General features: G+C 73.3%; 17 protein-coding genes. 3 read left to right on the top strand and 14 right to left on the bottom strand.

What is annotated here, in order from left to right; all coding sequences use genetic code 11:
- Positions 1 to 118 precede the first annotated feature (118 nt).
- The 13 genes from truB to rimP all read right to left on the bottom strand — a co-directional run bounded on the left by truB (position 119) and on the right by rimP (position 12,683).
- Positions 119 to 1,003: a tRNA pseudouridine(55) synthase TruB gene (gene truB, locus Prubr_RS19825; RefSeq protein WP_212816430.1), complete on the bottom strand. Its 885-nt coding sequence runs from the start codon at positions 1,001 to 1,003 to the stop codon at positions 119 to 121.
- Positions 1,004 to 1,253: 250 nt separating this feature from the next.
- Positions 1,254 to 2,576, bottom strand: coding sequence for an MATE family efflux transporter (locus tag Prubr_RS19820; protein WP_212816429.1), 1,323 nt, complete (start codon positions 2,574 to 2,576; stop codon positions 1,254 to 1,256).
- Between the two features lie 39 nt (positions 2,577 to 2,615).
- Entirely contained in the window at positions 2,616 to 3,128 is a 513-nt protein-coding gene (locus tag Prubr_RS19815; RefSeq protein ID WP_246567382.1) for a P-loop NTPase family protein, read from the bottom strand.
- Between the two features lie 508 nt (positions 3,129 to 3,636).
- Entirely contained in the window at positions 3,637 to 3,855 is a 219-nt protein-coding gene (locus Prubr_RS19810; protein ID WP_212816428.1) for a DUF6186 family protein, read from the bottom strand.
- On the bottom strand, positions 3,852 to 4,259 hold the full coding sequence (locus Prubr_RS19805) for a hypothetical protein (RefSeq protein ID WP_212816427.1): 408 nt from the start codon (positions 4,257 to 4,259) through the stop codon (positions 3,852 to 3,854). The genes Prubr_RS19810 and Prubr_RS19805 overlap by 4 nt, the downstream gene beginning before the upstream one ends.
- Before the next feature lie 42 nt (positions 4,260 to 4,301).
- On the bottom strand, positions 4,302 to 5,390 hold the full coding sequence (locus tag Prubr_RS19800; protein WP_212816426.1) for a DHH family phosphoesterase: 1,089 nt from the start codon (positions 5,388 to 5,390) through the stop codon (positions 4,302 to 4,304).
- Positions 5,387 to 5,890, bottom strand: a complete 504-nt coding sequence (gene rbfA / locus Prubr_RS19795; protein ID WP_212816425.1) for a 30S ribosome-binding factor RbfA — start codon at positions 5,888 to 5,890, stop codon at positions 5,387 to 5,389. Before rbfA ends, Prubr_RS19800 begins: the two co-directional genes overlap by 4 nt.
- A 191-nt stretch (positions 5,891 to 6,081) precedes the next feature.
- Positions 6,082 to 6,375 (bottom strand): DUF503 domain-containing protein, encoded by a 294-nt coding sequence (locus Prubr_RS19790; RefSeq protein WP_212816424.1) that lies wholly within the window; start codon positions 6,373 to 6,375, stop codon positions 6,082 to 6,084.
- Positions 6,376 to 6,434: 59 nt separating this feature from the next.
- A complete protein-coding gene (locus Prubr_RS19785; RefSeq protein ID WP_212816423.1) occupies positions 6,435 to 7,472 on the bottom strand; it encodes a TRM11 family SAM-dependent methyltransferase in 1,038 nt (345 codons plus the stop codon).
- A 99-nt stretch (positions 7,473 to 7,571) separates the two neighbouring features.
- Positions 7,572 to 10,550 carry a translation initiation factor IF-2 gene (gene infB / locus Prubr_RS19780; protein ID WP_212816422.1) on the bottom strand — a complete coding sequence of 993 codons (2,979 nt, stop codon included), beginning with the start codon at positions 10,548 to 10,550 and terminating at the stop codon, positions 7,572 to 7,574.
- 107 nt (positions 10,551 to 10,657) lie between these two features.
- Complete coding sequence (locus Prubr_RS19775; protein WP_246569000.1) at positions 10,658 to 10,942, bottom strand: YlxR family protein; 285 nt, start codon at positions 10,940 to 10,942, stop codon at positions 10,658 to 10,660.
- A gap of 47 nt (positions 10,943 to 10,989) precedes the next feature.
- Positions 10,990 to 12,033 (bottom strand): transcription termination factor NusA, encoded by a 1,044-nt coding sequence (gene nusA, locus Prubr_RS19770; RefSeq protein ID WP_212816421.1) that lies wholly within the window; start codon positions 12,031 to 12,033, stop codon positions 10,990 to 10,992.
- A complete protein-coding gene (rimP, locus tag Prubr_RS19765) occupies positions 12,030 to 12,683 on the bottom strand; it encodes a ribosome maturation factor RimP (protein ID WP_212816420.1) in 654 nt (217 codons plus the stop codon). The genes nusA and rimP overlap by 4 nt, the downstream gene beginning before the upstream one ends.
- A 259-nt stretch (positions 12,684 to 12,942) precedes the next feature.
- Here rimP and Prubr_RS19760 point away from each other — a divergent pair, with 259 nt between their 5' ends.
- Genes Prubr_RS19760 through Prubr_RS19750 form a run of 3 tightly spaced genes read left to right on the top strand, consistent with a single transcriptional unit; the run spans position 12,943 to position 14,233 of the window.
- Entirely contained in the window at positions 12,943 to 13,395 is a 453-nt protein-coding gene (locus tag Prubr_RS19760; RefSeq protein ID WP_425518058.1) for a hypothetical protein, read from the top strand.
- Positions 13,392 to 13,814: a hypothetical protein gene (locus Prubr_RS19755; protein ID WP_212816419.1), complete on the top strand. Its 423-nt coding sequence runs from the start codon at positions 13,392 to 13,394 to the stop codon at positions 13,812 to 13,814. Before Prubr_RS19760 ends, Prubr_RS19755 begins: the two co-directional genes overlap by 4 nt.
- On the top strand, positions 13,811 to 14,233 hold the full coding sequence (locus Prubr_RS19750) for a ferritin-like domain-containing protein (RefSeq protein WP_212816418.1): 423 nt from the start codon (positions 13,811 to 13,813) through the stop codon (positions 14,231 to 14,233). The genes Prubr_RS19755 and Prubr_RS19750 overlap by 4 nt, the downstream gene beginning before the upstream one ends.
- Positions 14,234 to 14,267: 34 nt before the next feature.
- Here the strand turns inward: Prubr_RS19750 and Prubr_RS19745 are convergent, their stop codons facing one another.
- On the bottom strand, positions 14,268 to 14,789 hold the full coding sequence (locus Prubr_RS19745) for a hypothetical protein (protein WP_212816417.1): 522 nt from the start codon (positions 14,787 to 14,789) through the stop codon (positions 14,268 to 14,270).
- Positions 14,790 to 14,872: the final 83 nt, after the last annotated feature.

The following is a 14,872-nucleotide window of genomic DNA, read 5'->3' as shown; positions in this document are numbered from 1 at the left end:
CCTTTCCACCCGTCAACGCCGCGCGCTCCGCGCACGCCCGAACCCCCCGCCAACGCCGCACGCTCCGCGCGCCGCAACCCCCCGCCAACGCCGCACGCTCCGCGCGCCGTAACGCCCGTCACGCCGGGGCGAGCACGATCTCGGCGCGGGCCCGCCCCTCCCGTTCGCTGACGATAGCGAGCAGGCCGCCGTCGGGACCGAAGACCGCGTACGGGCCGGCGATGCCGACCGGCTTCAGCGGCCCGCCGTGCGACAGCACCTTCGCCTCGGCGGCGTCGGCTTCGCGCTGCGCGAACTGGCGGCGGGCGGCCTGCTCCAGCGGCAGGTTCACCACCTGCGGGGCCCGCTCTTCCAACTCTTCCAGGGTGGCCGCCTCGGCCAGCGTGAACCCGCCGACGGCCGTACGACGCAGCGCCGTCAGGTGCCCGCCGACCCGCAGCGCCGTACCGAGGTCCCGCGCGATGGCGCGGACGTAGGTGCCGGACGACACCGCGAGGTCGACGTCGACGTCGACGACCCCGGGCTCCTCCCGCCGGATCGCGAGCAGGTCGAGGCGGGCCACGGTGACCCGGCGGGCGGCGAGTTCGACCTGCTCGCCGTCCCGCACCCGTTTGTAGGCCCGCTGCCCGTCGACCTTGATCGCGCTGACCGCGCTGGGCACCTGGTCGATCTCGCCGGTGAGCGCGGCGAGCCCGGCCCGGATCTCGTCGTCGGTGACCGTGTCGGCGGCCGTGGTGGCGATCACCTCGCCCTCGGCGTCGTCGGTCACGGTCGACTGTCCGAGCCGGATCGTGGCGGCGTAGCCCTTGCCGGACCCGATCACGTACGTCAGCAGCCGGGTGGCCCGGCCGACCCCGACGACCAGTACGCCGGTGGCCATCGGGTCGAGGGTGCCGCCGTGTCCCACCCGCCGCGTCCTGGCCAGCCGCCGGATCCGCGAGACGACGTCGTGCGACGTCATCCCCCCGGCCTTGTCAACCACGATGAGCCCGTCACTATGCACGGTCGTCCACCCTGCCAGACCCCCGTCTCCCCCGCCCCACGGCCCACCCGTGATCCTCGTGATCAGGGACTGGGTCGGGCGTGTCGTGGGCGCGCCGCCCTCCCCGCTCCCTGATCACCGGGATCAAGGAGCTGGGCCGGGGCGCCGGGACGGCGGCCGGGGGGCGCCGGGACGGCGGCCGGGGCGGAGGGACGGGGCGGCCGGGGCCGGCGGGACGGGCGCCGGAAACGGGTGGGTACGCGGGGCGGCGTCAGCGGACCGCGCCGACGACCGCCCAGCGGCCGGACCGCATCCGCAGCAGCAGGCCGACCAGCCGGATGACGATCATCAGCACCAGGCCGGCCCAGATGCCGCCCAGCCCGAGGTCGAGGGCGTACGCCGCCCAGATGGCGGGCAGGAAACCGCCGAGCGTGGCCACCACGGTCAGGTTGCGCAGGAAGCGTACGTCGCCGGCACCGATCAGCACCCCGTCGAGGGCGAAGACGACACCGGCCAGCGGCTGCATCGCCACGAACCACGGCCAGGCCACCATCGCCTGGTCGCGTACTGCCGCGTCCGGGCTGAACCAGCCCGGTACGACGCCGGAGCCGAGGGCGATGAGCACCGCGAACACCAGTCCACAGACGACCCCGAGCAGGGCGATCCGGCGGGCCAGCCAGCGGGCGCCCTCGGCGTCGTCGCCGCCGAGGGCGGCACCGACCAGCGACTGGGCGGCGATCGCGACCGCGTCGAGGGCCAGTGCGGTGAAGAAGAACAGCTGTACGGCGATCTGGTGGGCGGCCACCGAGGCGGCGCCGAACCGGGCGGCGACGGCGGTGGCGGACAGGAAGCAGATCTGGAACGCGGCGCCGCGCATCAGCAGGTCGCGGCTGACCGCGAGCTGGCGACGGATGACCGGCAGGTCGGGGCGTAGCGCGGCCCGCTCGGCGATCAGGGCGCGGGCGAAGAGCAGCCCACCGAGGGTCTGCGCGACCACGTTGGCGACGGCGGAGCCGGGCAGCCCGAGGCCGACGGGATAGACCAGCAGCGGGCAGAGCAACGCGGACAGGACGTTCGCCCCGAGCACGTAGACCACCGGCCGTCGGGTCTCCTGCACGCCCCGCATCCAGCCGTTGCCGGCGGCGGCCAGCAGCAGGCCGGGGGCGCCCAGTGCGGCGATCCGCATCCACCGCGCGGCGGCGTCGGCCACCTCCCCACCGCCGGCGACGGCATGGGCCAGTGGCCCGGCGACCACCTGCATGGCGAGCGCGACGGCCACCCCGACGGCGAGGGCGAGCCAGGACGCCTGGACGCCCTCGGCGACGGCGGCGGCCCGGTCGCCGGCACCGTAGCGGCGGGCGGCCCGCCCGGTGGTGCCGTACGCCATCACGGTGCCGAGCCAGGCGATCAGGGTCATCACGGTTCCACCGACGGCCAGCGCGGCGAGCGGCACCCGGCCGAGGTGGCCGACGACGGCGGTGTCGACGAGCACGTACACCGGTTCGGCGGCGAGCACGACGAGGGCGGGCAGGGCGAGGCCGGCGATCCGGCGCAGCGTGGCGCGGGACGTGCCGGGGGTGGTGACGTGGCTCATCGCCCCGCATCCTGACACGGAGCCGTAATGAGTGACAAGCTACTGACCACTTACCGAGGCGAGCCAGCGACGGACCTCGCGTCGGCTGCGCAGCCGTACGACGGTGAGTCGGGGGGCGTGGACGGCGATCGCCGCGAGCAGGTGTGCCCGGGGCCGGCCGGGATAGCTCAGGATCCACCGGAGGAACGCCGCCTGGAGGCGTTCGGGGCAGCCGGGGTGCAGGTCCGGGCGACCGGTCGCGCGGTACCGCCAGCGCCGCCGGACCGCCGCCCACAGGCAGACCAGCCGGGGCAGATCACACAGGACGAGCAGGTCGGCGCGGGGCAGCCGCAGGTCGAGGGTGGAGCCGTAGTTGCCGTCCATCACCCAGGCGTCGCCGGCGGCCAGCCGGTCGACGGTGGCCCGCCAGCGGGCCGCGTCGACGGCCACCCAGCCGGGCTGCCAGTAGTGCCGGTCGAGGTGGATGACGGGCAACGCGAGCCGCTCGCCGAGCTGGCGCGCGAGGGTGGACTTACCCGCGCCGCCACTGCCGACGACGAGGATCCGGCGCACCGCCCGATCGTATCGCCGGGCGACGCGCCCGGCGGCCGTACCGCGACGACCGGGCGACGTGGGTCGCAACGGTGCCGTCCGGCGGCGCCGGCGGGAACTACTGGCGGGTGTCCATCGAGGTCTGCAGGGCGCGGCGGGCCTGCTCGCGGGCCTCGTCGGTGGTCTCGGGCTTGGGCTTGCTGGCCATGCGGAGGTTCCTTCCAGGGTGCGCCGGGAGGTCCGGCCGGCGGCGGACACACGGGCGTGCCGGGCGCGCGGGCCGGATCGGCGTGGGCGGTGGTGCTGGTCGCCGGCGGCGGCCGTCCGGGATCACCGGAGTGGGCTGCCGGGGGCAGCGTGCCGGCCCGGGTCTGGTCGACCCTGGAGGCGGGACGTGGTGACGTGCCTCACCCTGATCGCCGCCCGCGCGGGACAGCGCGGTGACGGGCACGGCGCGCACCGTTACCCAAGCTATCGTTCAGGTCCATATCCTGCGCACAGTTCCCGTGATGCGAGAATGATCACGGAGTCACCGGGCGAAGAAGTGCCACCCCAGCCACCACCAGAAACCGAACACCCCGATCCTGCCGACCGGCACCCGGCCGACCTCGTACTGCATCACGTAGGCGCAGACGTCGCCGAGCGTCGGGATCTTCGACCCCTCGCGGCGGGCCGCCCACTCCACGGCCACGAACAGCACGATCGACACGACGAAGCCGCCGATGGCCAGCAGGCGCGTGCCACTCATCGCCGGACCAGCCCCCAGAACGCCGCGAGCCAGGCGAAGTAGGCCGCCGACCGGATCAGTGGCTCCTCCAGCAGCGGGTCGGCGAGCTTGGAGAAGGTCGGGAACTCCTCGGTCGAACCGAGAAAGAACGTGGCCCCCTCGAAGACACAGAAGATCGCGGCGGGCAGGACCCACCAGACGGCCGACCCGCCGAAGCCGCGCGGCGCGGGCCGACGCGGCATCCGGTTGGACAGGCCCAACCAGACCAGGGCGCCGCCGGTACCGATGGCGTAGACGTTCGCCTGGGTCGAGAAGGACGGAAACTGACCACCGACGAGGGACAGCAACGCCAGCACCGGAACCGTGACGATCGGCCGCTCCCAGGCGCGGGGCACCGTTGCGGTGAGTTCCTGCGGCTGTTCCATCAACCGATTGTCACCCGCTGTCCGGTGCGACGGAAACCCGGATCAGGCTCCGGGTTGTCCCGGAAGCTCCGGATCGATCAGTGCCGCGTCCAGTTCGTCCCGGATCGCCGCGGCCACCTCCTGGGCGGTTCCCCGACCGGTGAACCCCGCGGCGAGCCGGTGCCCGCCACCACCGAGCGCCACCGCGACCCGGCTGACGTCGACCGCGCCCTTGCTGCGCATCGACACCGCCCACTCCCCCGCGCCGGTCTGCTTGACCACGCAGCTGACGTCGGCCTCCGCGGCACACCGGACCGAGTCGATCAGCGGCTCCAGCACGTACGGCCGCTGCCCGTGCCGGGCCAGGTCGTCCTGGGTCGCGTACGTCCACACCATGCCCCGGCCACCGGCCGCCGCCGGGTCGAGCGTGGCCCGGCTCAGCACCTCGCCGTACAGCCGGATCGCGCCGAACGGCCGGGTGTCGAAGATCCGCCGGGAGATCTCGCCCGGCCGGATCCCGGTCGCCAGCAGACGCGCCGCCATCTCGTGCACCGCCGGCGTGGTCATGTCGAACCGGAACGAGCCGGTGTCGGTCGCCAGCGCCACGTAGAGACACTCGGCGATCTCCCGGTCCAGCGGCACCCCCAGCCGGGCCAGCAGGCGCTCGGCGACCACCGAGGTCGCGGCGGCGGCCGGGTCGACCAGGTGGATCCCGCCGAACCGGGTGTTGGACGCGTGGTGGTCGAGCACGATCGCGGGCGCCCGGTCGAGCCGGTCGACCAGGCCGCCGAGCCGCGACTCACTGGCCGCGTCGAAGCACAGCACCAGATCGGGATCCGCGACGGCCCGCGTGGCCGGCACCAGCAGGTCGAGACCGGGCAGCGCCCGGAAGGGCTCCGGCACCTCGGGCGGGCCGGGGAACGTGGCCTCCAACCGGCGTACGCCGAGCCGGCGCAGCCCGAGCCCGAAACCAAGCATGCTGCCCAGCGCGTCACCGTCGGGGTTGACGTGGCAGATCAGCAGGACCCGCCCGCCCGCCGGCAACGACCGGACGGCGGCCACCGCCGCCGCCCAGTCGTCCTCCGTCGGTCCACCGCCTCCGGGCGGCTCGGCTAGAGCCGCCCCGTTGGCACCGCCCGGGGCGTCGGTCACCGCCGCTGCTCCGCGGCGCCGGCCGGTCCCGTACCGCCGACCCGGTCGTCGTCGGGCTCGTCGGCGTCGTCGGACTCGTCGGCGTCGTCCACCCGGTAGGGCTGCGCCTCGCCGGCGTACTGGGCCCGCGCGGCGAGGCGCTGCACCTCGGCGTCCGCGTTACGGGCCGCGGCGAGCAGCTCGTCGATGTGCTTCACCTGGTCCTGTACGTCGTCGAGCACGAACGTCAGGGTCGGCGAGTGGCGCAGCCCGAGGGCCTTGCCGACGGTGCTGCGCAGCATGCCCTTGGCGCTCTCCAGCGCGGCCGCGGTGCCGGCCTGGGCCGCCGCGTCGCCGAGCACGGTGTAGTAGACCGTCGCGTCCCGCAGGTCGGCGGTTATCCGGGCGTCGGTGATCGTGATCATCCCGAGTCGGGGGTCCTTGATCTGGGTACGCACCACCGAAGCCACCAGTTCGCGTACCCGCTCCGCGTGCCGACGTACCTTGGCCGGGTCCGACATCTCGCCACCTCCACGGCATCCTGCGTTCCAGGACAGTGCTCAACTGTCAACGGACATGTCCGTACCTCGGGCCGGCGGTCCGCCGGGGCGGTCGCGCCCCCGGTGACCGGCCGGGCCCACGCCTGGAACATTACCTTCGCCGCGGCGGACCACACCTGCCGGCGCAACGCCGGTCACACCGGTCCCGGCGATCAGTCGTCGGGACCGTACAGACGGCGCCGGACCGACAGCAACTCGGTCTCGGGGCGACCGGCCACCAGCCGCTCGCAGGAGTCGAGGACCTCGCGGACGTGGGCCGCCTCGGCGGCCACCACGGCCACCGCGATCTCGGCGCGGCCGTGCAGGTCGAGGGCGCCCACCTCGGCCGCCGACACCTCGAAACGGCGCAGGGCGGCGACGATGGGGCGTACGTAGGAGCGTTTCGCCTTCAGCGACCGGGAGTCGCCGGGCAGGAGCAGGTCGAAGACCGCGGTTCCGGTGAACATCGCGGATCAGCGTAACGAACCGGGCCCCGGCGATCAGCCGGGTTTCCGGCCGGACCCGGTCAGCCCGGTTTGCGGGCCACCAGGACGTCGCGCTCGATGGCCTGGTCGACCCGGTGCGAGAGGTCGAGATACCCCGGCCCCGCCACCGGCACCAGGCCGGCGTCGGCGAGCACGGCGGCGGCCTGGTCACGCCGGGCGACGTGGGTGTTCCACGAGATGCCGAGCGCCCCGCCGGGACGCAGCAGTTCGGCCCAGACCGGCACGGCCGCCGCCAGCAGGTCCAGCGGTCGACGGGACAACCCCTGTTCCGTACGGCTGCCGTGGGCCACCCCGTACGGCGCGTCGGCGACCACCACGTCGGCGCAGCCGGCCCGCAGGAAGTCCCGGGCCCGGGTGGTGTCGCCGTGCAGCACGGTGACCCGCTGGGTGGCCCCGGACCGGTAGTCGTCCTTGGAGCCGGCGAGGACCGCCTCGAACCGCCGCGCGACGAGCCGCCGGTCCCGGCGTACCGGGGTCGTCTCCGCGGTGTGCTTGAGCCGCTTGCGCTTGAGCCAGGTACGCAGGAACGCCGAGTACGCGTCGACGTCCTTGCCGTCCAGTTCGACCCCGATCGCGTCGTAGCCGTACATGAGGGCCTGGTTGAGGGTCGTGCCCCGGCCGCACAGCGGATCGAGTACGACGAGCTGGCGGTCGAGCATGCCGGACGCCGACGCGGAGGCGAGCAGGGTGACGTTGAGCAGCAGCCGGGTGAACTGCTCGTTGGTCTTGCCGGCGTATTTCGGGATGGTGATCAGGTCGTCGTCGAAGCGCTGGAGCGGGTGCAGCGGTACGGGGCGCAGCAGGTCGTCGCCGACCCGTTCGAACAGGGCGTACGCCGCCGACAGGTTCGCCAGCCGGTCGAGGTCGCGCCGGCTCGGGGTGGCCTCGAAGGTGACGTAGCCGACCCCGGCGATCCGCCGCTCGGCGATGCCGTCGACCGGCCCGTCGAGAACCCCGGCCCCGGCCAGTACGGCCATCTCGGCCCGGGTGATCCGGCCGGCCGCGTCGGCGTAGACGCGGTTGGCCGACGGGGCCAGCAGCAGGGCGTACTCGCTCATCGTGGGGCACTTTCGTCTCGGTGGCGGGCGGGCCGGGGCAGAACGCGATCCGGGGAGGGACCCCGTACGGGTGTCCCTCCCCGGATCAACATGGGTGGGTCAGGAGCGCGGCTTCTCCCGCATCTCGAAGGTCTCGATGAGGTCGCCGACCTGAACGTTGTTGTAGCCGCTCAGGGTCAGACCGCACTCGAAGCCCTCGCGCACCTCGGTCGCGTCGTCCTTGAAGCGCTTGAGCGAGCTGATCGTGAGGTTGTCCGCCACGACCGCGCCGTCACGCAGGAGACGTGCCTTCGCGTTACGCCGGATGACACCCGACCGCACGATACAGCCGGAGATGTTGCCGACCTTGGACGAGCGGAAGACGTCGCGGATCTCCGCGCTGCCCAGCTCGACCTCTTCGTACTCGGGCTTGAGCAGGCCCTTGAGCGCGGCGTCGATCTCCTCGATGGCCTGGTAGATGACGGTGTAGTACCGGATCTCCACGCCCTCGCGGTCGGCCATCTCCCGGACCTTGTTGGAGGCCCGGACGTTGAAGCCGATGATCGTGACCGCCTCGGACGAGGCGCTCGCCAGCATGACGTCGCTCTCGGTGATCGCACCGACGCCCCGGTGGATGATCCGCAGTTGGACCTCCTCCGGGATGTCCAGCTTGAACAGCGCGTCCTCGAGCGCCTCCACGGAACCGGAGACGTCGCCCTTGAGCACCAGGTTGAGCGAGGTCTTCTCGCCCTCCTTGAGCTGCTCCATGAGCGTCTCGAGGGTGGCCCGCCCGCGGCTGTTGGCGAAGCTCGCCGCCCGCCGCCGGGCCTGCCGCTGCTCGGCGATCTGACGCACCGTGCGGTCGTCCTCGGCCGCGAGGAAGGTGTCGCCGGCGCCCGGGACCGCGGTCAGACCGAGGACCAGGACCGGACGCGACGGACCGGCCTCGCTGACCGGCGTGCCGTTCTCGTCGAGCATCGCCCGGACCCGGCCGTGGGCGCCACCGGCGACGATCGAGTCGCCGGCCCGCAGCGTGCCCTTCTGCACCAGGACGGTCGCCACCGCACCACGGCCCTTGTCGAGGTGGGCCTCGATCGCGACACCCTGCGCCGGCCCGTCGATCGGAGCGGTCAGCTCCAGCGACGCGTCGGCGGTCAGCAGCACCGCTTCGAGCAGCTCGTCGATGCCGATGCCCGGCTTGGCGGCCACGTTGACGAACATGGTGTCGCCGCCGTACTCCTCGGCGACCAGCCCGTATTCGGTCAGCTGCTGGCGGACCTTGTCGGGGTTGGCCTCCGGCTTGTCGACCTTGTTGACCGCGACCACGATCGGCACGTCGGCCGCCTTGGCGTGGTTGAGCGCCTCGATCGTCTGCGGCATGACACCGTCGTCAGCCGCGACGACCAGCACCACGATGTCGGTGACCTGGGCACCACGGGCACGCATGGCGGTGAACGCCTCGTGACCCGGGGTGTCGATGAAGGTCAGCGCCCGGTCTTCACCGTCGTGCGGCACGTGCACCTGGTAGGCGCCGATGTGCTGGGTGATGCCGCCGGCCTCGCCGGCCACCACGTTCGCCTTGCGGATCGCGTCGAGCAGCTTGGTCTTACCGTGGTCGACGTGACCCATGACGGTCACCACCGGCGGCCGGCTGACCAGGCGGTCCTCGTCGACCGCGGCGTCGAGGTCGATGTTGAACTGGGCCAGCAGCTCGCGGTCCTCGTCCTCCGGGCTGACGATCTGCACCTCGAAACCGAGGTGCACGCCGAGCAGCTCGAGGGTGGCGTCGGAGCACGACTGGGTCGCGGTGACCATCTCGCCCAGGTTGAACATCTCCTGGACCAGCGCGCCGGGGTTGGCGTTGATCTTGTCGGCGAAGTCGGAGAGCGAGGCGCCGCGCGAGAGCCGGACGACCTGTCCCTGCCCGCGCGGGGCGCCCGAACTCATCGTCGGGGCGGACAGGTTGTCGAACTCTTGTCTGCGCTGCTTCTTCGACTTGCGACCGCGCGCCGGCTTGCCACCCGGGCGCCCGAAGGCACCCGCGGCACCGCCGCCACGGCCACGACCGCCGCCGCCACCGGGACGACCCGCACCGCCGGCCGGAGCGCCGCCACCGGGGCGGAACCCGCCACCGGCACCGCCACCGCCACCGCCGCCACCGGGACCGCCACGGAAGCCGCCACCGCCACCGCCGCCACCGCCGCCGGGGCGGAAGCCACCGCCACCGCCACCGCCGCCACCGGGACGGAAGCCACCGCCACCGGGACGACCGGCGCCGCCACCGGGACGGCCTGCGCCGCCACCGGGGCCGCCACCCGGACGACCCGGACGCTGCGAGGGCATCGACGCGGGGCTCGGCCGCGGCGGCATGGAGGCCGGGCTCGGCCGCGGCGGCATGGAGGCCGGGTTGGGCCGCGGGCCGCCACCGGTCTGCGGTGCCGGACGCTGACCACCCGGCGTGATGCCGAACGGGTTGTTGCCGCCGCTACGCGCGGGCGGCCGGCCACCGGGTCGCCCCGGAGGCGCGGTCGGCGTACCGGACGGGCCCGGCCGGTTCGCGGCCGGCGAACCCGGACGCGGCGGAACCGAACCCGGACCCGGCTTGGGCCGGGGTGCGCCGCCGTCGGCCGGCGGCTCCCGCCGGGCCGGCGCCTCGCGCTGCTGCTGCCGGGCAGCTTGCGCCGCCTTGACGGCGGCCTCCTGCTCGGCCTTGAGAGCCGTGGCGCGCGCCTCGGCGGCCGCCACCTCGATGTCGTGGGCGCTCGCCGGCTTGGCCACCGGGGTGGCCGGAGGCTGCGGCGGGCCCGGAACCGGCCCCTTCGGCCGGACCGGCGGCGCCGGTCGGCGGGGCGGCATGGGCTTGGCGGAGATCCGGGCGGGGCTGCTCGGACCCGATGGTGCGGGCGTCGGGGCGGCGGGGGCCGAGGGCTGCTCCGACGATGCGACGAACGCACCGCGCAGCCGTCGGGCGACGGGTGCCTCCACGGTGCTCGACGCGGACTTGACGAACTCGCCCATTTCCTTCAGCTTGGCGAGAACGGTCTTGCTTTCGACCCCGAGCTCTTTTGCCAGCTCGTGTACGCGGGCCTTGCCTGCCACTGCACTCCTCACTCCGAGGTCGTGCGGGCAGATCCCGCAGCGACCTCACTCGTGCACTTGAAGCCTGGTCATTTCAGGGACTTCATCGTGTGCTCATGTCGGTCGTCCTACCTTGCTTGCGACCCTCGTCCGGTCGGATGACCGGACGTAGTGGTTGACGCGCGGAGGTACTCGGCCAGCTCACCGGTGTCAGGTGCCCCGGTGATCCGCAACGCCCGCCCGAAGGCGCGGCGTCGCTGCGCCAGCGTGAAGCAAGCCGGATCAAGATGCAGGTACGCGCCCCGACCCGGCCGGTTGCGGCCCGGATCGGGACTGAGGCTGTGACCAGCCCCGTTCTCGATCGCGATGATCCGCAACAGTTCGGCGGCCGGCGCACGACGCCGGCAACCCACGCAGGTGCGCACCGGCAACGCACGACGAACCACGAGAAAGTCTACCCCTACGCGCCGGCAACCGCTCCGCCCGGTTCGGCAGCGTGATCACGTGCCCCCCGGTCGCCGGTCGCCGACGGCTCGGTGTCCGGGCGGATGTCGATTCGCCAACCGGTCAACCGCGCCGCAAGTCGGGCATTCTGCCCTTCCCTGCCGATCGCGAGCGAGAGTTGGAAATCCGGCACCGTCACCCGGGCGGTACGGGTGGCGGCGTCCACGACCTCGACCCGCAGGGCCTTGGCCGGCGACAACGCGAACCCGACAAACGCCGCCGGATCGTCGGACCAGTCGATAATGTCGATCTTCTCGCCGTGCAGCTCGCTCATCACCGCCCGGACCCGCTGTCCCATCGGACCGATGCAGGCGCCCTTCGGGTTCACACCGGGCGCCGTCGAGCGCACCGCGATCTTCGTACGGTGACCTGCCTCACGTGCGATGGCGGCGATCTCGACCGTGCCGTCGGCGATCTCCGGCACCTCCAGCGCGAAGAGCTTCTTGACCAGGTTGGGGTGCGACCGGGAGAGGGTGATCTGCGGGCCCCGGAAGCCCTTCGCCACGTGCACCACGACGCACCGGATCCGCTGGCCGTGTTCGTAGACCTCGCCGGGCACCTGCTCCGACTGCGGCAGGACCGCCTCGAGCTTGCCCAGGTCGACGGTGACGATCCCCTTCTCGGCCCGCGCCTCGTGCGCCTGCACGACCCCGGTGACCAGGTCGCCGTCGCGGCCGACGTACTCGCCGAAGTGCACCTCGTCGGTGGCCTCCCGCAACCGCTGGAGGATCACCTGCTTGGCGGTCATCGCGGCGATCCGCCCGAAGTCGTGCGGGGTGTCGTCCCACTCCCGTACGACGGTGCCGTCGGAATCCGTCTCCTGGGCGTAGACCAGCGCCGCCCCGTTCTTGCGGTCGATCTCCACCCGGGCGTGGGGCTCGGCGCCCTCGGTGTGCCGGTAGGCCGTGAGTAGCGCGGTCTCGATCGCCGCGAGGATCGTGTCGAACGGGATCTCCCGCTCGCGCTCCAGTGCGCGCAACGCCGCGAGGTCGATGTTCACCTCTGCTCGCCCTCCACTTCGTCGTCGTCGGGTTCGTCGGCGTCGTCGATCTCGTCGAGATCGTCGTCGGCCACCTCGTCGAGCCGGGTGAACTCCACCTGGACCCGTCCGGGACCGAGGTCGACGTGCTTCCATTCGTGCGTGGCGCCGTCGACGTCGAGCGTCACACCGGTGTCGTCGGCGTCGACCACCCGCCCGGTCACCTGCCGCTGCGCCACGGTGACCTTGACCAGTCGTCCGATGTTGCGCCGCCAGTGCCGGGGCAGGGTCAGCGGGCGGTCGACGCCGGGCGAGCTGACCTCCAACTGGTATTCCCCGACGAGCAGCTCGGTGCCGTCCTCCTCGGCCGCGTCGAGCGCCGCCGAGACGGCCCGGGAGACATCGGCGACGGCGTCGAGACCGATGCCGTCCTCGCCGTCGACGATCACCCGTACGACGTGCCGGCGGCCGGCCCGGGAGACCGAGACGTCCTCCAGGTGATACCCGGCGGCGGTGACGACCGGTTCGATCACCGCGCGCAGCCGGACCCGGCGGGCCGACAGGTCGGCGCGGGGCCGGTCGGCGGGGCGGGGACGCTCGCCGCCGCGCGGCCGGGCTTCGCCGCGCGATCCGGGCGCCGGCCTGCCGGAGGCACGGCCACGCTGCGTCATCTGGCGGACCCCTTCACCATCGTCGGCCCCGGCGGGTGATGCCGCACGGTGACCATGCCAGTACGCCACCGGGCGTTCGGGCCCGGCGGCTGCGCAGAGCGTAACGCGCGAACGGGCCTTCCGATCGGTCGGCGCACCGACCCGGCGGACCCGAGACGGCGGGGGTGCCCCGCGGGCGGCGCGGATGGTGTTGACTTGGCCGGTGCGGAGCGGGAACACCTACATCCACGACAACGGGCCGGGACGGTCCCGGCGGTGGCTGCTGCGGACGGCGGGCGCCACGGTCGGCCTGGCGGCCGCCGGCGCGCTGTCGGCGTGCGACCTCTTCGGCGGCGACGACCCACCGCCGGCACCGGACCCGCTCGCCCCGCTGCTGGCCGACGCGCGCGACCTCGCGGCCCGGCACGAGGCCGCGGCCGCGGCCCATCCGGCGCTGGCCGACCGGTTGACGCCGATCGCGCAGGCACACCGCGCGCACGAGGCGGAACTGGTCCGGGTGACGCGGGTGTCGCCGTCCCCGTCGGCCTCCGGCGCCACCTCGCCTCCCCCGCAGATCCCGGCGGACGCCGACGCCGCCGTGGCGGAGCTGCGTACGGCCGAGGAGGCGGGACACAAACTGGCGCAGGAAGCCTGCCTGGCCGCGCCGGCCGAGCGGGCGGCCCTGCTCGGCTCGATCGCCGCCGCCCGGGCGACCCACCTGGAGGTCCTGTGAGCGAGCGAACCATCAGCCCCGAACACGCCAACGCCGAGCGCAGCGAGGTGACCGTGAGGGAGCGCAGCGAGCGAACCATCGGGCACAGTTTTGAACACGGCGGCGCCGAGCGAAGCGAGGTGACCGTGAGGGAGCGCAGCGAGCGAACCATCGGGCGCAGCTTTGAACACGGCGGCGCCGAGCGAAGCGAGGTGACCGTGAGGGAGCGCAGCGAGCGAACCATCGGGCGCAGCTTTGAACACGGCGGCGCCGAGCGAAGCGAGGTGACCGTGAGGGAGCGCAGCGAGCGAACCATCGGGCACAGTTTTGAACACGGCGGCGCCGAGCGAAGCGAGGTGACCGTGAGGGAGCGCAGCGAGCGAACCATCGGGCACAGTTTTGAACACGGCGGCGCCGAGCGAAGCGAGGTGACGCCGTGACCGCGGGTCTGACGGCGGCGTTGACCGCCGAACATGCGGCAATCTACGCGTACGGGCTGATCGGGGTACGCCTGTCCGATGCCGCCGAAGCAGAGGCGCACGCGGCCGAGGCGGCCCACCGGGCCCGCCGGGACGCGCTGACGGTGCTGTTGAACGAGACGTCGGTCACGCCGCCGCCGGCCGAGCCGGCGTACGCGGTGCCGTATCCGGTCACCGATGCCGCGTCGGCGCTCAGGCTGGCGGTCGAGATCGAGGAGCGGACCGCGGCGGTGTGGCGGGCGGCGCTGCCGGTGACCACGGGTGACCAGCGTGGGCAGGCGCTCGCGGCGCTGACCGACTGCGCGGTACGGGCGACCCGCTGGCGCCGTACGGCCGGCGCGAACCCACTCACGGTCGCGTTTCCGGGCCGGGTGACCTGACCCTCGAGAACCCCGCCGCCACCCCACCCGGAGGTCAGCGGGCGATCTCCAACGTCACCGCTTCGCTGACCGGGCCAGCATCGTCGACACACGAGAAGCTGATCGTCGTGGCGTCGTCGCCGACCATCGACGGCGGCACCAGGAATACGCCGTCGAACACCTCGTTGATCGTCGGGTTGCCCGCCACGCTCTCCAGCCGTACGGACGTCGGCGCGGCGCAGGCAGAGACGACCACCACTACTCCCAGGGCACGGGATGCGGCGATTGCGTCCTGACCGTGGCAGGCGGAGACGGCAGCCGTCTCGGCGTCGTTCCTGGACTCCGCCACCCGCCAGCAGCGGGACGACGCGGCCTTCGGATCGGCGGCATCGGCCCCCTCCGTGCCTGACGCCACGTGAAGCAGGGCGGTGCTTCCTCTCTCGAGTTGCACCGAGGCGACCGGTGCCGGCCAGAAGCGGTCGGCGATGCGTGGGGGTACCGACGCTGTCGTACCGCCCGAGCAGGCGGTGAGCAGCGCGAGGATCAGCGGCACGACGCCGCGCGCAGGTGCCCGCAATGTCCACTCCCGACGGTCGGCGGATCAGGGTCGCAGATCGATGACAGCCACATGGTCGCAGGTCCGGCCGGCGGTCACGAACC

Origin of the sequence: Polymorphospora rubra (assembly GCF_018324255.1) — a bacterium.
Taxonomy (GTDB): Bacteria; Actinomycetota; Actinomycetes; order Mycobacteriales; family Micromonosporaceae; genus Polymorphospora; species Polymorphospora rubra.
Note: the sequence above shows the minus strand (reverse complement) of the source record. Positions and strands in the feature narration are given on the sequence as shown.

Bases quoted from the DNA above. Each gene is read 5' to 3' on its own strand.
- rimP (WP_212816420.1), bottom strand. From the start codon at position 12,683: ATGACGCAGCGTGGCCGTGCCTCCGGCAGGCCGGCGCCCGGATCGCGC.
- Prubr_RS19820 (WP_212816429.1), bottom strand. From the start codon at position 2,576: ATGAGCCACGTCACCACCCCCGGCACGTCCCGCGCCACGCTGCGCCGG.
- Prubr_RS19810 (WP_212816428.1), bottom strand. From the start codon at position 3,855: ATGAGTGGCACGCGCCTGCTGGCCATCGGCGGCTTCGTCGTGTCGATC.
- Prubr_RS19805 (WP_212816427.1), bottom strand. From the start codon at position 4,259: ATGGAACAGCCGCAGGAACTCACCGCAACGGTGCCCCGCGCCTGGGAG.
- Prubr_RS19785 (WP_212816423.1), bottom strand. From the start codon at position 7,472: ATGAGCGAGTACGCCCTGCTGCTGGCCCCGTCGGCCAACCGCGTCTAC.
- Prubr_RS19790 (WP_212816424.1), bottom strand. From the start codon at position 6,375: ATGTTCACCGGAACCGCGGTCTTCGACCTGCTCCTGCCCGGCGACTCC.
- rbfA (WP_212816425.1), bottom strand. From the start codon at position 5,890: ATGTCGGACCCGGCCAAGGTACGTCGGCACGCGGAGCGGGTACGCGAA.